Origin of the sequence: Curtobacterium sp. KBS0715, assembly GCF_005938005.2 — a bacterium.
Classification (GTDB): domain Bacteria; phylum Actinomycetota; class Actinomycetes; order Actinomycetales; family Microbacteriaceae; genus Curtobacterium; species Curtobacterium flaccumfaciens.
The window spans coordinates 3,246,923-3,271,451 of sequence record NZ_VCCA02000001.1 but is presented as its reverse complement, the minus strand read 5'-3'; the positions used below and the strand labels follow the sequence as shown (position 1 = coordinate 3,271,451).

General features: G+C 71.6%; 22 protein-coding genes. 14 read left to right on the top strand and 8 right to left on the bottom strand.

The features are described 5' to 3' along the window. Positions 1-10: 10 nt before the first annotated feature. The 4 genes from FFG40_RS15560 to FFG40_RS15545 form a co-directional block, all read right to left on the bottom strand. Positions 11-493, bottom strand: a complete 483-nt coding sequence (locus FFG40_RS15560; protein WP_138803953.1) for a ribose-5-phosphate isomerase — start codon at positions 491-493, stop codon at positions 11-13. Then, entirely contained in the window at positions 490-2,229 is a 1,740-nt protein-coding gene (locus FFG40_RS15555; RefSeq protein ID WP_138803952.1) for a dihydroxyacetone kinase family protein, read from the bottom strand. Before FFG40_RS15555 ends, FFG40_RS15560 begins: the two co-directional genes overlap by 4 nt. 72 nt (positions 2,230-2,301) lie before the next feature. After that, positions 2,302-3,618: an MFS transporter gene (locus tag FFG40_RS15550; RefSeq protein ID WP_221935174.1), complete on the bottom strand. Its 1,317-nt coding sequence runs from the start codon at positions 3,616-3,618 to the stop codon at positions 2,302-2,304. A 29-nt stretch (positions 3,619-3,647) separates the two neighbouring features. Then, complete coding sequence (locus FFG40_RS15545; protein WP_138803951.1) at positions 3,648-4,826, bottom strand: zinc-binding dehydrogenase; 1,179 nt, start codon at positions 4,824-4,826, stop codon at positions 3,648-3,650. A gap of 107 nt (positions 4,827-4,933) precedes the next feature. Between FFG40_RS15545 and FFG40_RS15540 the strand changes: the two genes are divergently transcribed. Together FFG40_RS15540 and FFG40_RS15535 are read left to right on the top strand one after the other, a co-directional pair. Then, entirely contained in the window at positions 4,934-5,791 is an 858-nt protein-coding gene (locus tag FFG40_RS15540; RefSeq protein WP_138803950.1) for a GolD/DthD family dehydrogenase, read from the top strand. Between the two features lie 53 nt (positions 5,792-5,844). Further along, positions 5,845-6,828 (top strand): sugar-binding transcriptional regulator, encoded by a 984-nt coding sequence (locus tag FFG40_RS15535; protein WP_138803949.1) that lies wholly within the window; start codon positions 5,845-5,847, stop codon positions 6,826-6,828. Positions 6,829-7,036: 208 nt separating this feature from the next. Here the strand turns inward: FFG40_RS15535 and FFG40_RS15530 are convergent, their stop codons facing one another. Continuing rightward, positions 7,037-7,561, bottom strand: coding sequence for a DinB family protein (locus FFG40_RS15530; RefSeq protein WP_138803948.1), 525 nt, complete (start codon positions 7,559-7,561; stop codon positions 7,037-7,039). A 191-nt stretch (positions 7,562-7,752) separates the two neighbouring features. Between FFG40_RS15530 and FFG40_RS15525 the strand changes: the two genes are divergently transcribed. Continuing rightward, positions 7,753-9,276, top strand: coding sequence for an MFS transporter (locus FFG40_RS15525; RefSeq protein ID WP_138803947.1), 1,524 nt, complete (start codon positions 7,753-7,755; stop codon positions 9,274-9,276). Positions 9,277-9,522: 246 nt separating this feature from the next. Here the strand turns inward: FFG40_RS15525 and FFG40_RS15520 are convergent, their stop codons facing one another. Continuing rightward, positions 9,523-10,551, bottom strand: coding sequence for a GTP-binding protein (locus FFG40_RS15520; protein ID WP_111093281.1), 1,029 nt, complete (start codon positions 10,549-10,551; stop codon positions 9,523-9,525). 45 nt (positions 10,552-10,596) lie between these two features. Between FFG40_RS15520 and ykgO the strand changes: the two genes are divergently transcribed. Beyond that, complete coding sequence (gene ykgO, locus FFG40_RS15515; protein ID WP_071247691.1) at positions 10,597-10,719, top strand: type B 50S ribosomal protein L36; 123 nt, start codon at positions 10,597-10,599, stop codon at positions 10,717-10,719. Between the two features lie 28 nt (positions 10,720-10,747). Then, positions 10,748-11,404, top strand: coding sequence for a histidine phosphatase family protein (locus tag FFG40_RS15510; RefSeq protein WP_138803946.1), 657 nt, complete (start codon positions 10,748-10,750; stop codon positions 11,402-11,404). 73 nt (positions 11,405-11,477) lie between these two features. Here the strand turns inward: FFG40_RS15510 and FFG40_RS15505 are convergent, their stop codons facing one another. Continuing rightward, on the bottom strand, positions 11,478-13,211 hold the full coding sequence (locus tag FFG40_RS15505) for a glycerol-3-phosphate dehydrogenase/oxidase (RefSeq protein WP_111032090.1): 1,734 nt from the start codon (positions 13,209-13,211) through the stop codon (positions 11,478-11,480). Positions 13,212-13,403: 192 nt separating this feature from the next. Between FFG40_RS15505 and FFG40_RS15500 the strand changes: the two genes are divergently transcribed. From FFG40_RS15500 to ald, 3 genes are all read left to right on the top strand, one after another. Continuing rightward, positions 13,404-14,366 (top strand): sugar-binding transcriptional regulator, encoded by a 963-nt coding sequence (locus tag FFG40_RS15500; RefSeq protein ID WP_027466231.1) that lies wholly within the window; start codon positions 13,404-13,406, stop codon positions 14,364-14,366. A 48-nt stretch (positions 14,367-14,414) separates the two neighbouring features. Beyond that, positions 14,415-15,374, top strand: coding sequence for an AraC family transcriptional regulator (locus FFG40_RS15495; protein WP_138803945.1), 960 nt, complete (start codon positions 14,415-14,417; stop codon positions 15,372-15,374). Positions 15,375-15,515: 141 nt separating this feature from the next. Next, on the top strand, positions 15,516-16,625 hold the full coding sequence (gene ald, locus FFG40_RS15490) for an alanine dehydrogenase (protein WP_138803944.1): 1,110 nt from the start codon (positions 15,516-15,518) through the stop codon (positions 16,623-16,625). Between the two features lie 93 nt (positions 16,626-16,718). On the opposite strand, the gene FFG40_RS15485 is transcribed toward ald, so the two are convergent. Continuing rightward, the gene (locus FFG40_RS15485) at positions 16,719-17,528 is read right to left on the bottom strand and encodes a tryptophan-rich sensory protein (RefSeq protein WP_027466234.1); all 810 of its coding nucleotides are present in this window, start codon (positions 17,526-17,528) and stop codon (positions 16,719-16,721) included. Positions 17,529-17,682: 154 nt separating this feature from the next. On the opposite strand from FFG40_RS15485, the gene FFG40_RS15480 reads away from it, so the two are divergent. The 6 genes from FFG40_RS15480 (at position 17,683) to sufU (ending at position 24,452) form a co-directional block, all read left to right on the top strand. Then, a complete protein-coding gene (locus tag FFG40_RS15480; RefSeq protein WP_138803943.1) occupies positions 17,683-18,666 on the top strand; it encodes a magnesium and cobalt transport protein CorA in 984 nt (327 codons plus the stop codon). A 109-nt stretch (positions 18,667-18,775) separates the two neighbouring features. Beyond that, positions 18,776-20,887, top strand: coding sequence for an alpha-galactosidase (locus FFG40_RS15475; RefSeq protein WP_138803942.1), 2,112 nt, complete (start codon positions 18,776-18,778; stop codon positions 20,885-20,887). A gap of 100 nt (positions 20,888-20,987) precedes the next feature. Continuing rightward, positions 20,988-22,271 carry a chloride channel protein gene (locus FFG40_RS15470; protein ID WP_138803941.1) on the top strand — a complete coding sequence of 428 codons (1,284 nt, stop codon included), beginning with the start codon at positions 20,988-20,990 and terminating at the stop codon, positions 22,269-22,271. Positions 22,272-22,366: 95 nt separating this feature from the next. After that, entirely contained in the window at positions 22,367-22,579 is a 213-nt protein-coding gene (locus FFG40_RS15465) for an Rv0909 family putative TA system antitoxin (RefSeq protein ID WP_071247674.1), read from the top strand. Positions 22,580-22,713: 134 nt separating this feature from the next. Next, on the top strand, positions 22,714-24,006 hold the full coding sequence (locus FFG40_RS15460; RefSeq protein ID WP_027466239.1) for an aminotransferase class V-fold PLP-dependent enzyme: 1,293 nt from the start codon (positions 22,714-22,716) through the stop codon (positions 24,004-24,006). After that, the gene (sufU, locus tag FFG40_RS15455) at positions 24,003-24,452 is read left to right on the top strand and encodes a Fe-S cluster assembly sulfur transfer protein SufU (protein WP_027466240.1); all 450 of its coding nucleotides are present in this window, start codon (positions 24,003-24,005) and stop codon (positions 24,450-24,452) included. The genes FFG40_RS15460 and sufU overlap by 4 nt, the downstream gene beginning before the upstream one ends. The last annotated feature ends 77 nt before the right edge of the window (positions 24,453-24,529 follow it).

Sequence of the window (24,529 nt, the reverse complement as noted above, 5' to 3'; positions counted from 1 at the left end):
CCCGAGCGACCTACGCCTGGGCGTCGACGCCGGCGGGCGCGCTGCCGTCGTACTCGCAGATGGCGTTGACCTTCTCGGCGCTGGCACTGGAACGGTCGAACTCGTAGCCGAGCCACTCCTTCGCCAGACGGCGGGCGAGCTCGATGCCGACGACGCGCTGCCCCATGCAGAGCACCTGGGCGTCGTTCGACAGGATCGACCGCTCCACGCTGTAGGAGTCGTGCGCGGTCACGGCGCGGATGCCCGGCACCTTGTTCGCGCTGATCGCCACACCGAGGCCGGTGCCGCAGATCAGGATCGCGCGGTCGGCCTCGCCGTTCGCCACCAGGCGCGCAGCGTCCACGGCGACGTGCGGGTAGGCAGTGTGGCCGTCCGCGTCGACGCCGACGTCGGTGACACCCGACACCCGGTCGTCGGCGAGCAGGTCGGCCTTGATGATCTCCTTGTAGTCGAACCCGGCGTCGTCGGACCCGATCACGAGACGGTACGTCATGCGTGTGTTCCTTCCTTGTCAGCACGGGCGGCGAGGACCTCGCCGATCCGCGTGAGGACCATCCCCATCGAGGTGGCACCCGCGTCGGGTGTCCCCAGGCTCTTCTCGGCCAGCGGCCTTGCCCGTCCGACCTTCGGCGTGAGGTCGGCGGTGGCCTCGGCCTGCTCGACCGCGACCCGCGCCGAGGTCTCCCACGCTGCCACGAGCGGTGCGCCGGTGTCGACGGCCCCGCGCAGTTCGTCCACGAACGGCAGCAGGGCGTCGAGCAGCGTCTTGTCCCCGCGGGACGCCCCGCCCAGGTGGACGATCGAGTCGGCGAAGGCCTGCGCCGCGTCGACGACGTCGGACGCCCGGTACGAGTCACGGTCGTCGCCGAGGGAACGGCCGAACGCCTCGAGTGCGGCGCCCCACAGGACACCGGAGGTACCGCCCGCGAACGCGGCCCATGCGTCACCGGCGCGTCCGAGGACGAAGGCGACCCCGGCCTCCGGGCCGAGCCCGTCGACCGCCTTGCGCGCCGCGCCGATCCCCTTGACCATGCCGCGGCCGTGGTCGCCGTCCCCGGCGACCGCATCGATGCGGCCGAGCGTCTCCTCGTGCTCGCGCAGGAGCGCGTCCATGGCCTCGACGGCGGCTCGCGCCGTCTGCGCGGCCTGCCGGGAGGCATCGGTCGCCTCCGGGACGACCGTCGCCTCGTCCTCGGCGGCGTCCACCGCGTCGGCCGGCACGAGCGCTGCGACCGGCGCCGCCACCTTGCGGTACGCGGGCGTGTAGGCGTCGGCGCGCCAGAGCCGCTCGAGTTCGTCGTCGAGCCACTGCAGCGTCAGCGAGCAGCCGCCCATGTCGAGGCTCGTGACGAGTTCGCCGACCTCGGGTTCGACGACCTGGAGCCCGGCGTCCTGCAGCAGGGGCAGCACCCGGCCCCAGAGCAGGAAGAGTTCCTCGTACTTGGTGTCACCGAGCCCGTTGAGGATCGGGGCGACCCGGGAGCCGGCGGCTGCGGGGCGGTCGGTGAGCAGCCGTTCGGCGAGCAGGGACGCCAGATCCGTCGCACGGAGCAGCGGGACGTCCTGGATGCCCGGTTCGCCGTGGATGCCGAGCCCCAGGCCGAGGTGGCCCTCGGGGACGGTGAACAGCGGTTCGGTCGCGCCGGGCATGGTGCAGCCGGAGAACGCGACGCCGATGGTGCGGGTCGCGGCGTTCGACGCACGGCCGATCCGTTCGACCTCGTCGAGATCGGCTCCCTCGGCAGCGGCGGCACCCATCGCCTTGAAGACGGAGAAGTCGCCGGCGATGCCGCGCCGCTTCGTCTCGTCGTCGGCACTGGCGACGTCGTCGGTGACCACGACGATTCGGGTGTCGATGCCCTCGGCGCGCAGCCGCTCGGCCGCGAGCCCGAAGTTCATGGTGTCGCCGGCGTAGTTGCCGAACGACAGCACGACACCGCGGCCCTGGTCGGCGGCCTTGGCGACCGAGTAGACCTGCGCGGTCGACGGCGAGGTGAAGACGTTGCCGACGACGGCGCCGGTGGCGAAGCCCGGACCGACGACGCCGCAGAACGCGGGGTAGTGGCCGGAGCCGCCCCCGACGACGACGGCGACCTGCGGTGCGGCCCCCTCGGTGGGCAGGGTGACGACGCCGCCGTGGACGCCGCGGACCCGGTCGGCGTAGAGCGCGAGCCAGCCGCTCAGCTGGTCTTCGGCGAACTCGTCCGGGTCGTCGTGGATCGTGGTCATGGTGCGGGTCCTCCGGGGATGGTGGTGGGTGGTGCACCGGGCGACGACGGGACGGCCGTCGTCGCCCGGAACTCAGTGTCCTCGGTCGCCCTGCGGGACCTTGAGGAAGTGGATCATCACGAAGGCGCAGGCGTACAGGCCGACGAACGTCCACGTGGCGGCCTGGCCGCCGCCGCCCAGGGCGAAGACCGCGGCGACGACACCGGTGCCGAGGAACGCGGCGCCCCCGGCGGCCGTGGTGTACATCGCCATCGCGGCGCCCTTGTGCTCGGGGGCGAGCGCCGGCATGATCGCGCCCATCGGCACGAACCCGGCGAGCAGGCAGCCGAACACGCAGCCGGCGACGACGGAGAGCACGTAGCCCCAGTCCGACCCGGCGGGGACGAGCTGCGGCACGTACCACCAGGCGATGAGCCCGAGGGCGGAGCCGACGATGCCGAACCACTTGACGGTGCGCTGCCAGCCGATCTTGTCGCCCACCCAACCGAACAGGGCGTTGACCAGGATGTTCGTCGCGTAGACGCAGACGGTCATGAGCAGCCAGCGGCTCTGGCCCCAGCCGCGCTCGTTCGCGATGACCGCGGGGAGCACGACGAACATGCCGAACTCCGGCGCGGTGTTGATCAGGCGGACGAGGAAGCCCATCAGGATCTTCGGTCGCGTGACCGTCAGGCGGATGCCGCTCGTCAGCACCTGCCAGGCGCTCTCGCCGGCGGGGGCGATGCGCGTGAACCCGTTCGGCAGCCGGACGCCGAACAGCATGATGAGGAACCCGATCACGACCAGGCCGATCGAGGCGACCATCGCACCGGTCTCACCGACCGTGCCGCCGCCGAACACCGGGATGGCACCGATCGCGAACAGCGAGCCGAGGGTCGGCAGGCCACCCGTGAAGGCGACGTAGAACCAGCCGACCGCGGAGCCGTTCCGTTCGACCGGGGTGGTGATGTTCACCCAGACCAGGAACGCGAAGGCGAACAGCGGGTAGCCGAACCCCCGCAACGCGTAGGTGACGGCGGCGAACGGGACACCGCCGGCACCGAGTGCCAGCAGGAACAGGACCTCGAACACGACCCAGACGGCGAAGCCGAGGATCATCACGCGGCGCGGCCCGACCAGGTCGGACAGGGCCCCCGAGACGTAGCTGCCGATCAGTGCGGCGAGGCTGTAGAACGTGACGATCGTCGCCACGGTGGCCTCGGGGCTGCCGAGGACCGCCACCATGTGCGGCGTGATGAAGTTCGACTCGACGCCGTTCCCGGTCATGAAGACCAGGACGGCGACGAACCCGAGGGCGAGCGGACGGGGGATGCCCATCCGGTCCAGGCGGCCCTCGGTGCGGGGCGCGGTCGTGCGGGCGCCGGTGGCGCGGGCTGTCGTCGTTGACATGCTCGTTCTCTCCCTGCTGGCGGAGTCGGTCAGGCCTGTACGGCCTGTGCGGCCGGTGCGGCCGGTGCGGCCGTGGTGGGGGCGGTCAGGGACGGGATGATCGACACCTTGACGCTGGCACCGGCGGAGTCGCCGACCAGGTCGAGGGCCTCCTGGAACTGCTCGAGCGGGAACTGGTGCGTGCAGATCTCCGACATCGGCAGGGTCTCGGCCTCGAGCAGCTTGATCGCCGCCGGCCAGGTGTGCGGACCGAGGTGGGCGCCGCGGACGTCGAGCTCCTTGTCGTCCGAGATGATCGACCAGTCCACGGACACGTCGTCCTTGAACACCGAGTACTCGACGAAGGTCCCGAGCTTGCGGAGCAGGTTCAGTCCCTGCGGCACCGCGGACGGGTGCCCGGTGGCCTCGATGTAGACGTCGGCACCGTAGCCGTCGGTGAGCTCCTTGACCCGGGCGACCGCGTCCTCCTGGGCGATGTTGATCGTGAGGTCGGCGCCGACCTTGCGAGCCAGCTCGAGCTTCGCCTCGACCACGTCGAGCGCGATGATCCGGAGCGGGTTCTTCTGCCGCGCACCGGCGATCGCGGAGAGGCCGATCGGGCCGGCACCGGCGATCACCACGGTGTCGCCGAACTTGATGTCCCCGCGCTCGACGGCGTGGAACGCGCAGGACAACGGCTCGGAGAACGCAGCGACCTGGCCGGGCAGCGCCTTCGACACCGGGTGGGTCAGCGCCTTCGCCGGCACGAGCACGTACTCGGCCATCGCGCCGTCGTAGCCCTTGAAGCCGAACATGTCGTGCACGTTGCACATCCAGTACGCGCCCTCGAGGCAGTAGCGGCACTCCCAGCACGGCACGATCTGCTCGCAGGCGATCCGGTCACCGAGGGCGACGCCACGCTTGGTCAGGGCGGTGTCGTCACCGGCGACGATCGTGCCGACGAACTCGTGTCCGGGGATGCGGTCGCGCTCGGCCCAGGCCGCACGGTTCTCGTCGCCCCAGAACTTCGCGGCGCCGTGGTAGCACTTCAGGTCGCTCGCGCAGATGCCGACGGCGTCGGTGCGGAGCAGGAGTTCCCCGGGGCCGGGCGTCGGGACGGGACGCTCCTCGAGCCGGTAGTCACCGGGGCCGTGGACGACGACGGCGCGCATCGTCGCGGGGATCGTGGTGGGGGCGGTCGTGGCCGCGTTCTCGGTCGTCGTCGACATGAGCTGTTCCTCCGTTGGGTGGCTTCGGCGATGACTGTACACCCTGCAGAACGTTTGTCCAGAACACAATTTCTGGTAGGTTCGGCCGCGAACGCAAGGGAGCGAACATGACGACGGACTTCGCCGCGGCCCTCCGACCGGGCCCCGACACGATCGACCTGACCAACGACTTCAGCGGCCGCACGGCGGTGGTGACCGGTGGGGCGTCCGGCATCGGCAACGCCATCGCCCGGGCCCTGGCCGCGCGGGGTGCCCGCGTCGCCGTCGTCGACGTCCGTGCCGACGGCGCCACGTCGGCGGCGGCCGACCTGCCCGTGTCCGCCGGGCCCGTGACGACCGGGCCGGACGCCGCGGCCGACGGGGCGGACGCGGCCACGGGCCTCCATGCCGGCTTCGCCTGCGACGTGACCGACGCCGACTCCGTGGCCCGCACCGTCGCGGACGTCGTCCGGCACTTCGGCGGCGTCGACGTGCTGGTGAACTGCGCTGGCATCGCCGCGCTCGCCCCGGCAGAGGACCTGGCTGCCGAGACCTGGGCAGCGACCATCGACGTCAACCTGACCGGCACGTTCCGCGTGGCGCAGGCCGTCGGCCGGCACATGCTCGACGCCGGGTACGGGCGGATCGTGAACATCGCATCGCAGGCGGCCCACGTCGGCATCGACGGCCACGCCGCCTACTGCGCCTCGAAGGCCGGCGTCATCGGCCTGACGACCGTGCTCGCACTCGAGTGGGGTGGCCGCGGCGTCACCGTGAACACCGTGTCGCCGACCGTCGTCCTCACCGACCTCGGCCGTGCTGCCTGGGCGAACGAGAACGGCATCCGGCACCAGGACGAGATCCCCACCGGCCGCTTCGCGACCCCCGACGAGATCGCCGCGGCCGTGCTGTTCCTGGCGGGGGAGTCGAGCGCCATGGTGAACGGTGCAGACCTCCGGGTGGACGGCGGGTTCACGATCCGCTGAGGCCTGCTCGGACTACGATCGCGGTGTCCGATCGAGTCGAAGGGTCCTGCTCCATGTCGTCCGAGAGCACCGCTGGCCCCGGCCCCGGCCCCGGCCCCGACGCGTCGCGGACCCGGTTCCCGCTGGACACCGTCTACCAGGCGGCGCGGATGTACTACCTCGAGGACGCCACGCAGGTCGAGATCGCCTCGCGCCTCGGCGTCTCGCGCCCGACCGTCTCGCGGCTCGTGGCCGAGGCCCGCAAGGCTGGACTCGTCCGCATCGAGGTCGTCGACCCGTTCCAGGACGAGACCGTGGCACTCGCCGAACGGCTGCAGGTCGTGCTCGGGCTCCGAGCCGTGCACCTCGCGGCGGTCACCCACGCCGCCACGCTCGGCGCCGACCTGGCCGCACCGCTGGCCGCCGCGGTCGAGGGCATGGGACTCGTCCCCGGCGACGCCGTCCTGATGTCGTCGGGGCGCACGGTGTACGACGTCGCACGGTCCGGCATGCCGACCATGCCCGGCGTGCAGCTCGTGCCGACCGTGGGCGGGCAGGCCGATCCGATGCCGTGGTTCCAGACGAACGAGATCACCCGCACGGCCGCGGAGCACTCCGGCGCGATCCCGGCGTTCCTGTTCGCCCAGGCGCTGCCGTCCCCGGCGATGCGGTCCACCCTCGACGAGGACCCGGCGTTCCAGCACGTCGTCGGGCTGTGGAGCCGGGCGAAGGGCGCGATCCTCGGCATCGGGGCGCCGACGCACACGCGTGACGCCCTGGCCCGGGGCATCCCGGTCGAGGACGCGGCGTTCGACCGGGCCGCCGGCGACGTCTGCCTGAACTTCTACGCCGCGGACGGCTCGCCGATCGAGTTCCCGGGCAGCGACCGGATGGTGCGGACCTCGCGCGAGATCCTGTCGACCGTGCCGCACGCGGTCGGGGTCGCCGTGGGCAGCGCCAAGGTCACGAGCATCGTGGCCGCGGTGCGGGGCGGGCTGGTCAACGAGCTGGTGACCGACGCCGCGACGGCGCGCGCCGTGCTCGACGCACTCGCCTGAGCGCTCCGGCTCGGCGCCCGTTCCTTCCCATCACGCGTGCGATGGAGGGTACTTTCGGGCATACCTGGTCGTTTCTTCTCGGCAGGTACGCCCGGTTTCGGCAGGTACGCCCGGTTTCGGGAGGTACGCCCGGTTCGGGGACGACCGCGTGCGGCCTGGAGGCGCGGGGCGGGGCCGCACCGCGCCTCCAGGCCGGTGGTCCCCACGTCTAGAGCGTGCGCCGCACGTCCCACAGGTGGTGCACCGGGTCGTGCGCGTAGTAGGTGGCGAGCGTCGCGACGGTGAAGGCGCTGCCGTCGGACCGGAGGCCGGTGCGCTCGAGCACCTCGTCGGGCACCGCTGCGAAGGCCCGGGCCGCGCGGTCAGCCGACTCCCGCAGTTCCTCGGCGACGACCGCGGGGTCCTGCTCGCCGTAGCGGTCCTCGACGGCGGTGGCGTCCTGGTCCCAGTTCGGGAACGTCGGGGCGTCCTCGGTGAGCATCAGCTCGAGGCGCTCCGCCATCTTCCGGTGGACGTCCCGCACGTGGGCGCCGTACTCGAGCGGTGACCAGGTCTGGTCGTCGGGGCGGTCGCGCACGTCACCGCGTCCGAGGACCGCGGGCCATCCTGCGGTGTTCTCGTCGATGATGCCCGGCACGTCGCGGACGGTGACCGCGCTGCCGTCGTAGCCGCACTCGGGACACGCGGACTCGATGACCCACGTCCAGTTCTTCGTCTCCGGTTCGATCGCCATGGGCCGATGTTACGGGCTCGTTACTCAGCTTCCGGGTTCGCCGGACTGGTGCGGATCGGCGGCGACCCCCGTTCGGGTGACACGCCGTTCCCTGAGAATCACCGGCCAATGACATTTCGGTTGCTCGGTAACGTCGCTCGCTGTTCTGGGCCGGTTCCCGACGGCCCACCGATCTTCTCGAGGAGCGATGCATGGGTTCCGACCCCAGCAGTACCCACCCCCGACCGCACCGACGGCTGCGCGAGAGCGACGTCACCGTGGTCGACAAGAGCATGATGCGACGAGCCGTCAGCGGCATGGTCGTCGGCAACACCATGGAGTGGTACGACGTCGGCGTGTACGGCTACCTGGCCGTCACGATGGGGAAGGTCTTCCTGCCGACGGCCGAACCCGCGGTGCAGATCCTGTTCAGCCTCGGGGTGTTCGCGGCGACGTACATCGCGCGGCCGCTCGGTGGCATCGTGTTCGGACGCCTCGGGGACCGGATCGGTCGGCAGAAGGTGCTCGCGACGACGTTGATCATGATGGCGGCGTCGACGTTCCTGCTCGGGGCGCTCCCCGCGTACGCGACGATCGGCGTGTTCGGCCCGATCCTGCTCGTCGTGCTGAAGCTCGCGCAGGGCTTCTCGACCGGTGGTGAGTACGCCGGGGCGACGACCTTCGTCACCGAGTACGCCCCGGACCGCCGTCGGGGGTTCTTCGCGAGCATCCTGGACTTCGGCAGCTACCTCGGCTTCGCGCTCGGTGCCACGGTGGTGTCGGTGCTGCAGCTCACCCTCGGCGACGAGGCGATGACCGCCTACGGCTGGCGGTTCCCGTTCCTGGCGGCCGGTGTGATCGGCGTCGTGGCCATCTACTTCCGCCTGCGGATCGAGGAGTCGCCGGTGTTCCAGGCGACCCAGGCCGCGCAGGAGGCCGCGACCGAGTCCCGTGCGTCCTTCGAGGGGGAGCGCCCGGCCAACGTCGTCGCGATGGTCCGCCAGCACTGGCGTCCGATCGTCATCGCGATCATGCTCGTCGCCGCGTCGAACACCGTGGGCTACGCCCTGACCTCGTACATGCCGACGTACCTGACCGACTCGCTCGGGTACTCCGCCATCGACGGCACGCTGCTGACGATCCCGGTGCTCCTGCTGCTCGCGGTGATGCTGCCGCTGACCGGCAAGCTCTCCGACCGCCTCGGCCGCCGCGTCGTGATGTGGATCGGTGCCGCCACCACCGTCGTGCTCGTCGTGCCGGCGTTCATGCTCATCGGGCACGGGGCGCAGTGGTCGACGCTCGCCGGCCTCGGGCTGCTCGCGCTGATGACCGCGCTGTGGGTGTCGAACCAGGCGGCGTCGCTGCCGGCGCTGTTCCCGACCTCGACGCGGTACGGCGGCATGGGGTTCGCCTACAACATCGCGATCGCGGTGTTCGGCGGGACCACGCCCCTGATCGTGCAGGCGCTGCTCACCGCGACGGGTGACGAGCTCGCGCCGGCGTACTTCCTGATGGCGATGAGCGTCGTCGGAGCGATCGGTGTCTTCTGCATGAAGGAGTCCTCGCAGCGCCCGCTGCCCGGGTCGATGCCGGCGGTGGAGACCGAGGACGAGGCGAAGGAGCTCGTGCTCACGCAGGACACGAACCCGCACCTGGACCTCGGTGACCTGCCGTTCGCGGCGCAGGACGCGGCGGCTGCTGCTGCGCGCGAGGCTGAGGGGGTGCCAGCGCGCTGACGCGAGTGGGGGATCGGACGGCGGGGTGTGTCCGACCGACGTGGAACGACGGGGTCGTTGTCGTACGACAGCGACTCCGTCGTTCGTTGCGTGCGCGGGCTGTTGCACCGTTCGGGGAGCGACGATGTCGCCGTCGTACGACATCGACAGTGTCGTTCGGCGTCCGCACCGGCCGCGCTCGCACCCACCCGCACCAGCCCGCCCCAGTGCGCCCCGCCGCACGCGCCCCCGCCCGCCCGCGCCCCCTCACTCGTGCCGGTGCTCCGAGGCCGGGTCCACCGCGGGCCACACCGGGAACGGGTCCGGCCAGCCGCGCCACACGTCCGGCCCGGCGAGCAGCTCCGACGGCGTGAGCAGCGCCCCGTCGAGCGCCCGCTCGATCGCCCGGACGTCGAGCTGCTCGCCGACGAACCACAGCGCCTGCCCGATCGGGGCGTCGGCGTCCCACGACGGGTTCGCGGTGGGGTCGAGCGCGAGCATCGACCCGAAGCTCGACCACGAGCCGACGTGGTCCGGCCGGGACGCCAGGCGGAAGAACCCCCGCGACCGCAGCACGCGGCCGTTCACCCCGGCGGACAGGTCCTCGGCGATGACGGACGACAGCCGTCCGGGGTGGAAGGGCAGCGGCTCCCGGTAACGCATCGAGACCAGGGCGTCGCGGGCCTCGCGCCCGGTGTCCGCACCGCTCGACAGCGCCCGCATCCAGCCGGCACCGGTGGCGAGCACCCGCGCGGCTCCACCGTTCGACGCCGGCAGGTCGGCGGCGCTGCGGATCGCCGGCAGCGCGACGATCACGGCCTGGGGCGCCATCCGGTGCAACAGTGACACGAGCGCCCGACGCCGACGGCCCGACAGCGGTTCGATGCGGTCGAGGGCGATCACCGTCGCGTACTCGACGAGTGCGGCCATCCGGTCCGCGGCCACGAAGGCGTCGTCGACGTCCGACCACAGCAGGTGCGCGACGTCGTCGGCCCGCAGCACCCCGACGACGTGGCGCAGCACCCGGTCGTCGCCGGTCTCCGACCGTGCCGCATTGGCGAGCAGCATGCCGACCGCTCGGGCATCGGCCCCCGGGTGCAGGGTGACGACGAGCCCGTGGCCCGCGTCGGGTCCGCAGACCCGGTCGAGCTGGTCGGCACGGTCGGCCACGGCGCGGGCGGTGGCGAAGGCACTCCCGGCGACGTGCATCCGGTGTCCGTCCGAGATCCGGGCGGCGACGCGGTCGGCGTCGACCTGGTGCAGGGCGGTGACGAGGGTGATGGCAGCAGCACGCATGTCCGCTACTGTAACTGAAAACCGTTATCAACAAGGAGGCTCGTCGTGAAGGTCCGCAACTCCCTCAAGGCCCTGAAGCAGATCCCCGGCTCGCAGGTGGTCCGACGCCGGGGCCGCGTCTACGTCATCAACAAGAAGAACCCCCGTTGGAACACCCGGCAGGGCTGACGTCAGGGGCGGTCCGTAGGGTGGCGGCATGCGACTGCTGCTCATCCGCCACGGCCAGACCCCCGCGAACGTACACGGCATCCTCGATGCCGTGGTGCCCGGACCGGGGCTGACGGAGCTCGGGCAGCAGCAGGCCGACGCGCTGCCGGCAGCACTCACCGACCGGGGGATCGAGCGACTGTTCGTGTCGTCGATGATCCGGACGCAGATCACCGCGGCGCCCCTCGCGACCTCGCTCGGCCTCGAGCCCGTGGTGCTCCCGGGCCTGCGTGAGATCGAGGCGGGCGACACCCAGGGCAAGAGCGACAAGGTGTCCGTGCAGACCTACATCTCCACCGTGCACGGCTGGTCCGGCGGCGACCGGACGACCCGGATGCCCGGTGCCGAGAGCGGCACCGAGTTCTTCGAGCGCTACGACGACGCCGTCCGGCAGATCGAGGCCACCGGGGTCGCCGTCGCCGCCGCCGTCAGCCACGGTGCCGCGATCCGCACGTGGGCGAGCGCGGCTGCGCAGAACACCCCGGACCACTTCGGCACGAAGCGCCACCTGGAGAACACCGGCATCGTCGAGCTCGAGGGCTCGTTCGCCGACGGCTGGCGCCTGGTCGACTGGGAAGGTGAGCCGGTCGGCGGCGACCAGCTCATCGACCGCACGGCGCTCGACCCCACCGGCGAGCGTTTCTGACGCGACCACGAACGGACGGGAGGCCCGGTACCAGCTGGTACCGGGCCTCCCGTCCGTCTTGTCCTTGCGTCGACTACGCGAGCTGCGACGCCGACGCGGACGTCAGCGGCACGATCACGCCGTGCGACTCACGCAGCACGTCGAGCGTGCGCTGGACCTCGTCCGCGCGCTCCTCGGTCGTCCAGCCGAGCGCACCGGCGAGCACGTCGGCCAGCTCGTCGAGCAGGTCGATCGTGACCCCGCCGACGAACGCCAGGTTCGTGCGGCGCAGGACGACGTCGACCAGGTGGACGGCCTGCTCGTGGCGGGCGAAGTACGCGACTTCGGCGCGGGTGAGCGACGGGTCGGACTCGAGCGGCTCGACCGGGCCGTCGGTCAGGACGTCCACGACCTCGGCGGCACGGGTGCCGTAGCGCTCGAGCAGCCCCTCGACCAGGGACTCGTCCAGGCCGTCGCGGTGCGACTTGATCCACAGGGCGCGCTGCGCGTCCGTGGTCGGGAACTCCTTGCCACCGCCGATCGGCATGCCCGTGGTGTCGACCTTGCGGCTCATGCCGAGCTTGGTCGTCGCCTCGGTGGACAGGTGTGCAGCGAGGGCACGGAAGGTCGTCCACTTGCCACCGACGAGCGACAGCACGGTCGACTTCGGCAGCCCGGCGATCTGGGTGTCCACGATCCGGTAGTCACGGGACACGAAGCCGGGGGCGGTGTCCTCGTGGCGGGGGAGCGGACGGATGCCGGAGTAGCTGTAGACGATGTGGTCGCGGGTGACGTCGATCTGCGGGAACACGTGCTTCACGAGCCCGAAGAAGTAGTCGATCTCCTCGTCGGTCGTCGTGACCGGCTTCGCGGGGTCGGCGTCGATGTCGGTCGTGCCGATGAGCACCCGGCCCTTGAGCGGGTAGATGAGGACGATGCGGCCGTCGTCGTTCTCGAAGAACAGCTCGCGGCCCTTGGTGGCCTCGAGCAGCTCGTCGTTGTGGACGACGATGTGCGAGCCCTTCGTGCCGCCCATGAACTTCGTCTCGCCGCCGAACGCCTCGTTCGTCAGGTCGGTCCAGGGGCCGGAGGCGTTGATCACGACGTCGGCGGTGAAGACGAACTCGTCGCCGGTCTCGCGGTCGCGCAGCAGGACGCCGCCGTCGCGGGTGCCGGCTGCCTCGACGTAGTTGACGGCGCGTGCCTTGTCGGCTCCCGCGGCCAGGCCGTCCTTCAGGACGTCGAGGGCCAGGCGCTCGGGCTCGTGCACACTCGCGTCGTAGTAGGTACCCGTGTACTTCAGGTCCTTGTTGAGGGCGGGCATGTCCTCGAGCGCGGCCTTCTTGGTGCGGAAGACGTGCTTCGGGACGGAGCCGCCGTCACGCGAGAAGGAGTCGTAGATCGTCATGCCGATCTTGATGAGCATCGCGCCGCGCTCCTTGGTGGAGCGCTGCTTGTGCGTCAGCATGCGCAGCGGGGCGTTCATGATGCCGGAGAACGTCGAGAAGATCGGCATGGTCGTCTGCAGCGGCTTGACGTAGTGCGGGGCGATGCGGATCAGGCCGTTGCGCTCCTGCACGCTCTCGCGCACCAGGCGGAACTCGCCGTTCTCCAGGTAGCGGATGCCGCCGTGGATCATGTGGCTCGAGGCCGCGGAGGCGCCGGAGGCGTAGTCGCCACGCTCGACCAGGGCGACGTCGACGCCCTGGAGCGCCAGGTCGCGGAACGTCGCGATGCCGTTGATGCCGCCGCCGACGACGAGGACCTGCGCGTTCGGGCGCTCGGTGAGGGCGGTCACCGTGTTCCGGGGCTGTGTCTTCTTCGACATGGTTCGTCGCTTCCTTCGTCTGTTCGTGGGGTCAGGATCGATCGTGCGCTCGTTCGACAGGGCGGGCAACTCGCGTGCACGAACGTGCAGCACACGTGTCGTCCAGGCCCGACACGGCGGTCAGGAGGCGCGGCAGGGGTTGCAGAGGCCCTGCACGTCCGTGCATGGTTGCGTTCGACAGATCGGAGCACCATGAGCGATGCGGCTCAGCCCATGCGGACGCAGCAGGCGCTGCGCGCCGCCCACCTGTACTACCTGCAGGACCTGACGATGGACGCGATCGCCGACGAACTCGGCACCTCGCGCTCGTCGGTGTCGCGGCTGCTGAAGTACGCCAGGGACACCGGGCTCGTCGACATCCAGATCCGTTCGCCCCTGGACCAGGCCGCTGCGCTGAGTCGGAGCATCCGCTCGCGCTTCGGGGTGCACGCGCACGTCGTCCCGGTGCCGGACCACACGAGCGACGTCGACCGGCTCGAGCGGGTTGCGCTGTCCGCCGCCCGGATCCTGACGCAGTACGTCGAGTCGAACATGGTGATCGGGATCTCGTGGGGCTCGACGGTCAGCGCGGTCAGCCGCTACCTGGTGCCGAAGACCACCCACGGCTCGACGATCGTGCAGATCAACGGCGCCGCGAACACCCGCACCACCGGCATCGTCTACGCGTCCGAGATCCTGCGCCGGTTCGGCGAGGCCTACGGGGCGTTCGTGCAGCAGTTCCCGGTGCCGGCGTTCTTCGACGACCCCGCGACGAAGGAGGCCCTGTTCCGGGAGCGCTCGATCCGCCGTGTGCTCGACCTGCACGAGCGGATGGACCTCGTCGTGTTCGGTGTCGGTGCCCCGCAGGCCCCGGTGCCCTCGCACGTGTACTCCGGCGGCTACCTCGACCCCGAGGACCGTGACGAGCTCACGCAGGCGGGGGTCGTCGGGGACGTCTCGACGGTGTTCTACCGGGCCGACGGCTCGTGGAAGGACATCGGGGTGAACGCCCGCGCCGGCGCTCCGGACCTCGACACGATCAAGCGCGCGCCGCGGCGGGTCTGCGTCGTCGCCGGGCGGTCGAAGGCGGCTTCGCTGCGGGGTGCGCTGGCCGCCGGGCTCATCACGGACCTGATCCTGGACGAGAGCGTGGGGCAGGCGATCCTGCAGCCCTGAGTCGGGATCTGACGCAGTTTGTCGGTGGTCCGTCCTAGGTTCTGGTGCATGGTGCTTTCTCTCGGACAGCCCGGTCAGCGGTACTTCCGGCGAATGGTCGGCAGCGACGTCGACCAGGCGCTCGCGTTCTTCGGCAGCGACTACGACTTCCGGGCACCTCTGGTCCGTCGCACCCACGAGAACGCCCACTGGGACTTCGCCGGCGTCGGTGACGAGCGGATGTCCCTGCGCTCGTCGCGGTTCATGGTCGACCTGCGCAGCGAGAGCCAGGTCGACGACGAGTTCCTGGTCGCGTGGATGCGGAGTGGCTCGAGCCGGATCACCACGGGCGGCGAGACGTTCGAGCTCCAGGCCGGGGTGCCGGTCGTGCTGCCCTTCGCCGAGCCGTACGCGCTGCACCACCACGACATCGCCCTGAACCTGGTGCAGCTCGACCGCGACTTCGTCCGAGCCGTGGCCGGCGACGACGACTTCGCCTTCGAGCCGATGCGCCGCCCGACGGCCGACGGCATCGCGCTGTGGCGGTCGGTGGTGCGGAAGTACTCAGCGACGTGGCTCGACGTCGACCGGTCGATGAGTCCGGTGGTGCAGCACGACATCGCCGAGGCCTTCGCGATCGCAGCGATCCGGGCGTTCCCGCAGCGCAACAAGTGGCGTGCGTCGGTGTCCGGCAGCGGCCCGGAGCACGACCGCCTGCGCCGGGCGCTCGAGTTCGTCCACGAGCACGCGCGTGAAGCGATCGGCACCCCGGACATCGCGGCGGCGGCGGGGCTCAGCCCGCGCGGCCTGCAGCAGTCCCTCCGTCGGCACCTCGACCAGACGCCGGGGGAACTCCTGCGCGGCGTGCGACTCGACGGTGCCCGCACCGACCTGGTCGGCAGCGGCCTGGACGAGACGACGGTGGCCGAGATCGCGCGCACGTGGGGCTTCGGGCATCTCGGGCGCTTCTCGGCGACCTACCGCAGCCGCTTCGGGGAGCTGCCGAGCGAGTCGCTGCGCGGGCACTGACCGACCGGCGGCGGGTGCCGTTCCGCCGAATCTCGTGACACGGATCGCCCTGCCATCGTCCGGATGTTCGGCGCAGCGGTGCTGTGGACGAATCCGGTGCTCAATGGACGGGACGAACGCACCGCCCACGAAGGAGTCAGCATGCGCATCGGCGTCCCCACCGAGATCAAGAACAACGAGTACCGCGTCGCCGCCACTCCGGCCGGCGTCGCCGAGCTCGGCTCGCACGGCCACCAGGTGCTGGTGCAGGCCGGCGCCGGGTCCGGTTCGGCCTTCACCGACGACGAGTACCGCACGGCCGGCGCCACGATCGTCGACACCGCGGCCGAGGTGTGGGAGCGCGCCGAGCTGATCCTCAAGGTGAAGGAACCGGTCGCGTCGGAGTACCCGATGATCCGGCCGGGCCAGGTGCTCTTCACCTACCTGCACCTCGCCGCCGACCGACCGCTGACCGACGCGCTCATCGACTCGGGCGCGACGGCGATCGCCTACGAGACCGTGCAGCTGCCGGACCGCTCGCTGCCCCTGCTGTCGCCGATGTCCGAGGTCGCCGGGCGACTGTCCGCTCAGGTCGGCGCGTTCCACCTGATGCGGACGAACGGTGGGCGCGGGCTGCTGCTCGGCGGGGTCCCCGGCACGCCGAAGGGCCGCGTGGTCGTCATCGGCGGTGGCGTCGCGGGGGAGCACGCCGCGACGATGGCGCTCGGCATGGGTGCCGACGTCACCGTGTTCGACATCAGCCTGCCGCGGCTCCGGGCCCTGGATGCCCGGTTCGACGGCCGCGTCACGACCCTGCGCTCGTCGGCGCACGCCATCGCCGAGGCCCTGCGCGACGCCGACCTGGTGATCGGCTCCGTGCTCATCCCCGGGGCGTCCGCACCGAAGCTCGTCACCGACGCTATGGTCGCCGACATGCGGCCGGGCTCGGTACTGGTCGACATCGCGATCGACCAGGGCGGCTGCTTCGAGGGCTCCCACCCGACCACCCACGACGACCCCACGTTCGCCGTGCACGACACCGTGTACTACTGCGTGGCGAACATGCCCGGTGCCGTCCCGCGCACGAGCACGATCTCGCTGACGAACGCCACGCTGCCCTACGCCGTCGCGATCGCCGACCGTGGCTGGGAGGCCGCGCTCGAGGCCGACCCCGCGCTCGCCGCCGGACTGAACGTGCACGCCGGCCGGGTCACGAACGCCGCGGTCGCCGCCGCCCACGGCCTGGTGGCGTCCGCCCAGTCGTCGCGCTGAGCCCGCGCGAGTCTTCGCGCTGAGCGACACCTCACGGGCCAGCGGCCGCGTGAGGTGTCGCTCAGCGCGAAACGACGCGCAATACCACGCACGTCAGGCCGCGACCGGAGCCGCCGCCCGACCGGCACGCCCGCCGACCCAGCCGGCGCGGGCACGCACCACCACGGTCACGACGACCACGGCCGCCGCAGCCACCACGGCCGCCACCGCCGTCGGCACGGAGACGAGCGGCCCCTCGAACCGAGCCACGGCGACCCACGCCAGACCCCACGCGACCGAGGCCATCGGCGCCAGGCGTCCCCGGCCCCACAGCGCGATGAGGACCCCGACGAGCCCGGCCACCGCGGCGACGACCACACCCCACGGGTCCTGCCCGAGTCCGAAGCCCCGGAAGCCCGCCGCCGTCAGCACCGCAGCGGTGTTGGCGGCCGTCGCGACGCAGACCCACCCGAGGTACAGCCCGAAGGTGCCATCGGTCAGGATCGCCTCGACGACCCCGCGGGACGGGGTCCGGCGCAGGATCGTGAACGTCCAGATCAGCACGACGAGCAGTGCGACGATGATCGGCTCGCTCGCCCACAGGAACCCGAACTGCACGGACAGGATCCACGCGGCGTTGAGGAGCAGGGAGAGCACCGCCGGCACCACCAGCCGCTCGTGCCGCTCGTCGTTCGCGGTGCGGAAGAGCTGCAGCACCGCGTAGCCGATGAGCCCGGCGTAGACGACACTCCAGATCGAGAAGGCGGGGCCGTCCGGGGCGATCGCGGTGGAGGACGCCGACAGTGCGCCACCGGCGGCGTCCTGGATGGGCGTCCCGCCGGCAGCGCCCGACCCGACGTACGCGCCGATGACGGCGACGACCGCGCTCACGGCCACCGCGATGCGCTTCCAGATCCTCTTCATGACAGTCCCTTTCGTCAGCATGCTGATGACCTGCACCGTAGGCGGCCGGTGCCGCCGGTCGTGCAGCGCGCGTTCAGGCAGGACGCGGGGGCGCACGGCGGGCGTGCCACGGGCCTCCAGGCCGGAGACCGGCCACCCTGCGTACGGTGGGCGCGTGAGCGTCGAACTGAACACCGTCTACATCGACCGGATCGCCCCGATCGCGAGTCCGTCCCTCGACGACACCTTCCGGATGCTCGACGAGCAGGGCGCCAGCGCGTGCATCGTCCTGCACCAGCCCGACGCCGAGGAACTCGGCGACGTCGCGGTCGCCCTCGGCCTGCACGAACTCGCCGTCGAGGACTCCGCCGAGGGGCACCAGCGACCGAAGCTCGAGCGCTACGGCTCGACGCTGTTCGTGGTGCTCAAGCCGGCGCTGTACAACGACCGGCAGGAAGAGGTTGCGTTCGGCGAGGTGCACGCCTTCGTCGGTGAGACCTTCTTCCTCGCCGTCGTGAAGGCCGACCCCCGTGGCAAGCAGACCGTTCCCCGGGCGCTGCAGCGGTTGAGCGGCAAGCCGGGGCTGGTGACCGTCGGCCCGCAGGCGCAGCTCTGGGCGCTGATGGACTCCATCGTCGACGGCTACGTGCCGGTGATCGACGGCCTCGAAGAGGACATCAACCAGATCGAGGACCAGCTGTTCTCGGGCGAGGCCGGGGTGTCCCGGCGCGTGTACGAGCTGTTCGGCGAGGTCGTCGACTTCCAGCGTGCGGCGCGTCCACTCGTCTACATGATCGAGAACCTGCACCGCGGCGCCGAGAAGTACCACCTGCCGATCGAGATGCAGCGGCGGTTCCGCGACGTCCTCGACCACGCGATCCGGGTGGTGGAGCGCCTCGACACGTTCCGGCAGCTGCTGCAGAACGCCCTGACCGTCGACTCGACCCTGGCGGCGCAGAAGCAGAACGACGACACGAAGAAGATCTCCGGCTGGGCGGCGATCCTGTTCGCGCCGACGCTCATCGCCGCGATCTACGGGATGAACTTCACCCACATGCCCGAACTCGGCTGGACGTGGGGGTACCCGCTGTCGATCGTCGCGATGGTCCTGTTCGCCGCGATCCTGTACGTGGTGTTCAAGGTCAAGCGCTGGTTCTGAGCCGCGCCGCAACCTGAGCCGCAACCTGAGCCGCGCCGCAGCCGGATTTGCAGCGGACGGCTCCGGACCGGAAAGCTCTGACGTGCAACGACGCCGACTGGAGCCCCGCATGCCGCAAGAACTCGTCCACCTGACCGCCGGTGGCGTCTCGCTCGTCCTGGACTGCCGCGACGACGCGCTCCCCGCCGTCGTGCACTGGGGAGCGGCACTCGGCCCGCTCGACACCGACGCGCTGACGGCCCTCGCCGACGCCGACGTCGCGCCCGTCGCACCGAACGAGATGGACGACCCGGTCCGCCTGTCCGTGCTGCCCGAGCCGCACCGGGGCTGGAGCGGTCGTCCGGGGCTCGCCGGGCACCGTGACGGCGCCGACTGGTCGCCGGCGTTCACGGTGACGTCGCTCGCAGTCACCGACTCCGCGGTCACCGCCGACGCCGAGGACACCGTCGCCGGGCTCACCGTGCGGGTGGCCATCGAGATGCTCGGCTCCGGGCTCGTCCGGGCCCGAGCGGGCGTGACGAACACCGCCGACGGCGTCTACACCGTCGACGACCTGACGCTCGCGATGCCGATCCCGTCGGGGGCCCGCGAGATCCTGGACTTCGCCGGCCGCTGGGGCAAGGAGCGGACCCCGCAGCGCCGCGAACTCGTCGTGGGGACCCATCAGCGCGAGGGCCGGAAGGGCCGCACCGGCACCGACGCCGCGACCGTCCTGACGGTGGGCGAGCCGGGCTTCGGCTTCGCCCACGGTCAGGTCTGGGGCGTCCACACCGCCTGGAGCGGCAACCACCGGCACCACGCCGAACGGCTCGCCACCGGCCGCCAGGTCATCGGCGGCGGCGAACTGCTGCTGCCCGGCGAGGTCCGGCTCGACACCGGCGCCACGTACGAGGGGCCGTGGGTGTACTTCGCGCACGGGGACGGCCTCGACGACCAGGCCCGACGGTTCCACCGCTGGCTCCGCAGCCGCCCGCAGCACCCGACGACGCCCCGCCCGATGACGATCAACGTGTGGGAGGCCGTGTACTTCGACCACGACCTGGCCCGCCTCGTCGACCTCGCCGAGCGTGCCGCGGCCCTCGGCGTCGAACGCTACGTGCTTGACGACGGCTGGTTCCGCGGCCGCCGCGACGACCACGCCGGCCTCGGTGACTGGTACGTCGACGAGGAGGTCTGGCCGGACGGACTCGGCCCCCTGGTCGACCGCGTCCGTGCGCTCGGCATGGAGTTCGGCCTGTGGTTCGAACCCGAGATGGTGAACGAGGACAGCGACCTCGCCCGCGCCCACCCGGAGTGGATCCTGCAGGCCGACGGTCGGCTGCCCGCGCGTTCCCGCGACCAGCAGGTGCTCAACCTGGCGATCCCCGAGGCCTTCGACCACGTGCTCGAACGGATGACGGCGATCATCGGCGAGTACGCGGTCGACGCCGTGAAGTGGGACCACAACCGCGACCTCGTCGAGGCGGGGTTCCCGGGCGGCGGCGCAGCGGTCCACGAGCAGACGCTCGCCGCCTACCGGTTGATGGCGACGCTCGGCGAGCGGTTCCCGTCCCTGGAGATCGAGTCGTGCTCGTCGGGTGGCGGTCGGGTCGACCTCGGTGTCATCGAGCACACCGCGCGGGTGTGGGTGTCCGACGACATCGACCCGCTCGAGCGCCAGCAGATGCACCGGTGGACGCAGCAGCTCCTGCCGCCGGAGCTGCTCGGTTCGCACATCGCGAGCGGCCGGAACCACACGACCGGTCGCGTCCACGACCTCGCCTTCCGTGCCGGCACCGCGCTGGTCGGGCACCTCGGCATCGAGTGGGACCTGGCCGGCGCGACCGCCGACGAGTCCGCCGCGCTGACCGAGTGGATCGCGCTGTACCGCGAGCTCCGCCCGCTCCTGCACGGCGGTGATCTGGTGCGCTCCGACGAGGTCGACGACGCGCGGCTCGTGTACGGCACGGTCGCGCCGGACCGGCAGCAGGCCGTCTTCTTCCTCGCCGGCATCGGCCGCTCCGAGGTCTCCGGCACCGGCCGGGTCACCTTCCGCGACCTCGACCCCGACACGACCTACCGCGTCGACCCGGTGGTCATCGGCGACGATCACGACCTGGTGCGACCGGGCTGGTGGTCCGGCCCGCGGGTGTTCAGCGGCCGGGTGCTCGGCACCGTCGGCCTGCAGCCACCGCTCATGCCGGCCGACTGCGTGGTGCCGTTCCGGGTGACGGCCGTCTGACGACGGGTGGTCGGGGCACCCGCCCTGGAGGCCCGTCCCGCGTCCGGCGGGCGCGTCGCCGTCCGTCATCGGGTGGGTCCAGCCCGTTAGGCTTCCGGTCATGCCGCACTCCGGACACGCGACCCCGGTCTGGGCCCTCAAGCTCGCCGTCGTCACCGCCCTGGTGGGCGTCTCCGGCGGCATCGCCGGCATCGCGGTCTGGCTCGCGCTCCAGCTCATCCAGTTCGTCGCCTTCGGGTACGGGTTCGGCGGGCACCTCGAGGCCGCCGACGCACCGTCCGGCCTGAACCGGTTCCTCGCGCTCACCGCGGCCGGCGTCCTGACCGGGTTCGCCTGGTGGGCGCTCCGACGGTGGGGGCGCTCGATCGTCTCGGTCACCGCGGCCGTCGACGGCAAGCGGATGCCGGCCCTGGCGACGCTCGCGAACGCCGGCATCCAGATCCTGGCCGTGGGGCTCGGCGCGTCCATCGGCAAAGAGGTGGCGCCGCGCGAGGTCGGGGCCTGGCTCGCCCAGCTCGTCACCCGTCGTGCGGGGCTGACCGCACGCGAGACGAAGATCCTCGTCGCCTGCGGTGCCGCGGCCGGCCTCGCCGCCGTGTACGACGTGCCCCTCGGTGGCGCGCTGTTCGCGGTCGAGGTCCTGCTCGGGGAGATCAGCTTCGCGACCGCCCTGCCCGCCTTCGCCACGAGTGCCGTCGCCGCCATCACCGCCCGGCTCGTGATCCCGGACGAGGTGCTGTACCACGTGCCCTCGATGCACCTCTCGCCGTCGCTGCTCGTCTGGGCGGTCGTCGTGGGACCCGTACTGGGGCTCGCCGGGGTCGGGTTCGTCAAGTTGACCAACCGGCTGCAGGGCATCGCCCCGAAGGGCTGGCACCTGCTCGTCGTGCTTCCGGTGGTCTTCGCGATGGTCGGGCTCATCGCGATCCCGTTCCCGGAGATCCTCGGCAACGGTCGGGCGCTCGGTCTCGTCGCGATGAACACCACGCTCGACGACGCCTCGTTCGCCGGCCTCTCACCGATCGTGCTCCTGCTGCTGCTCGGTGTCCTGCGGACCGTGACCACCTCGGCCACCATCGGGGCCGGTGCGGTCGGTGGCACGCTGACCCCGTCGATCGCGATCGGTTCGGCGATCGGCGGTGGCCTGGGCGGTGCCTGGCTGCTGCTGTGGCCGGCCGACGGTCCGAGTCTGGCGGCCTTCGCCTTCGTCGGTGCGGCGGCCTTCCTCGCCACCACCATGCGGGCGCCGTTCACCGCCCTCGTGCTCGTCGTCGAGTTCACCCAGCAGGGCACCGACATCCTCGTGCCCTCGTTGCTCGCGGTGTCCGGGGCGGTCGCCGTCGGGTACGTGCTCGCCCGTCGTCGCAGCGCGCAGATGGTGTGAAGACCCCGAGCGTTCCGGTACGGACGGCTGCCCGGCGGCCTACTGTCGGCGCCAGGACGGAGCGACGGGCTCCGCACCGAGACGAGGAGCAGCCGATGGCGGGGTTCGACGACATCACGAAGAAGGCCCAGGAGTTCCTGAAGGACGGCAAGGTCCAGGACGCCCTGCAGAGCGAGAAGGCCGAGGGCGTCAGCGACAAGGTGCTCGGCGGCGTGGCCGACGCGGTCAAGAAGGCCACGGGCGGCAAGTACGACGACAAGATCGACGGGGCCCGCGACGCTGCGGACAAGAAGATCGGCAACGAGTAGCGAGCAACGTGCACGGCCCAGGACCCGGCGTGGTCCTGGGCCGTCGCCGTGCCGACTGGACGTGGTCGGGAACAACGGACACCATGGACGGGTTGCTCCGGACAGCAGCACCAGGAGGACGAGACGTGACAGTCGTGGCGCCGAACCAGCCGCTCACCGAGACCGAGGTCGAGGCGATCAAGCGGGACTTCCCGATCCTCGCGCAGGACGTGAACGGGCAGCCGTTGGCGTACCTGGACTCCGGGGCGACGGCTGAACGCCCGCGCCAGGTCCTCGACGCCGAGCGCCGGTTCCTCGAGCACGACAACGCCGCCGTCCACCGCGGGGCCCACACGCTCGCGGCGCTCAGCACCGACGCCTACGAGGACGCCCGCGCCACCGTCGCCGGCTTCATCGGCGCCGCCGCCCCGACCGAGGTGGTGTGGACCGCGAACGCCACCGACGCGCTCAACCTCGTCGCCTACGGCATGGCCAACGCCAGCCGTGGCCGCGGCGGTGCCGACGCCGAGCGCTTCCGCCTGGGCGCCGGTGACGAGATCCTCGTGACCGAGGCCGAACACCACGCCAACCTCGTGCCGTGGCAGGAGCTCGCCGCGCTGACCGGTGCCACCCTCCGCTGGATCCCGGTCGCCGACGACGGCACCTGGACCGCCGACGACGCCGCGGCCCTGATCACCGACCGCACGAAGGTCGTCGCGTTCTCGCACGTCTCGAACGTCACCGGGATGATCGCCCCCGTCGAGCAGGTCGTCGGTCTCGCCCACGCCCGCGGCGCCCTCGTCGTGCTCGACGCCTGCCAGTCCGCACCGCACCGTCCCCTCGACGTGCAGCAGCTCGGGGTCGACTTCGCCGCGTTCTCCGGGCACAAGATGCTCGGCCCGAACGGCATCGGCGTGCTCTGGGGCCGTGCCGAGCTGCTCGACGCCCTGCCGCCGTTCCGCACCGGTGGCTCGATGATCACCACCGTGACGATGGAGGGCTCCGAGTTCATGCCGGCGCCCGAGCGGTTCGAGGCCGGCACGCAGCCCGTCTCCCAGGCGGTCGCCCTCGCCGAGGCCGTCCGGTACCTGCAGGGCATCGGCATGGAACGTGTCCGTGCCCACGAGGAGCACCTGGCCCGCCGGATGCTCGACGGTCTGGCAGCAGTGCCCGGCATCCGCGTGGTCGGCCCACCCGCCGGCGTCCCACGCTCCGGCCTGGTCGCGTTCGACGTCGACGGCGTGCACGCCCACGACGTCTCGCAGTACCTCGACGCCCAGGGCATCGCCGTGCGTTCCGGCCACCACTGCGCCCAGCCGCTGCACCGCCGCCTCGGACTCGTCGCGACGAGCCGGGCGAGCACCTACGTCTACACGACCGAGCACGACGTCGACCGGTTCCTCGCAGCCGTCGCCGAGGTCCGCGACTACTTCGGAGCGACCGCGTGAACGCCCTCGACAGCCTGTACCAGCAGGTCATCCTCGACCACGCGAAGGCACGTCACGGCGACGGTGTGATGCCCGACGCGGATGCCTCGCACTTCGAGCGGAACCCCACGTGCGGCGACGAGATCACGGTCAGCCTGCGGCTCGAGCCGGGCACCGACCGCATCGCCGGGCTCGCCTGGCAGGGCGACGGCTGCTCGATCTCGATGGCCTCGGCGTCCGTCCTCACCGACATGGCGGTCGGCCGCACCGTGCCCGAGTTCCTCGCACTGACCGAGGAGTTCCGCACCATGATGCGCTCGCGTGGCGTCGGTGAGCCCGACGAGGACGTCCTCGAGGACCTCGTCGCCTTCCACGGTGTCTCGAAGTTCGTCATGCGGGTCAAGTGCGGCATGCTCGCCTGGGTCGCGGCGGAAGCCGCCGCGCGCGAGGCGACCGCGTCCCGCTGACCCGGGTGCGGCTCGCGATCGCGAGCACCGGACAGTCGGGAGGCCCGTTGCGGGCCCGCCCCGCGCCTCCCGTCCGC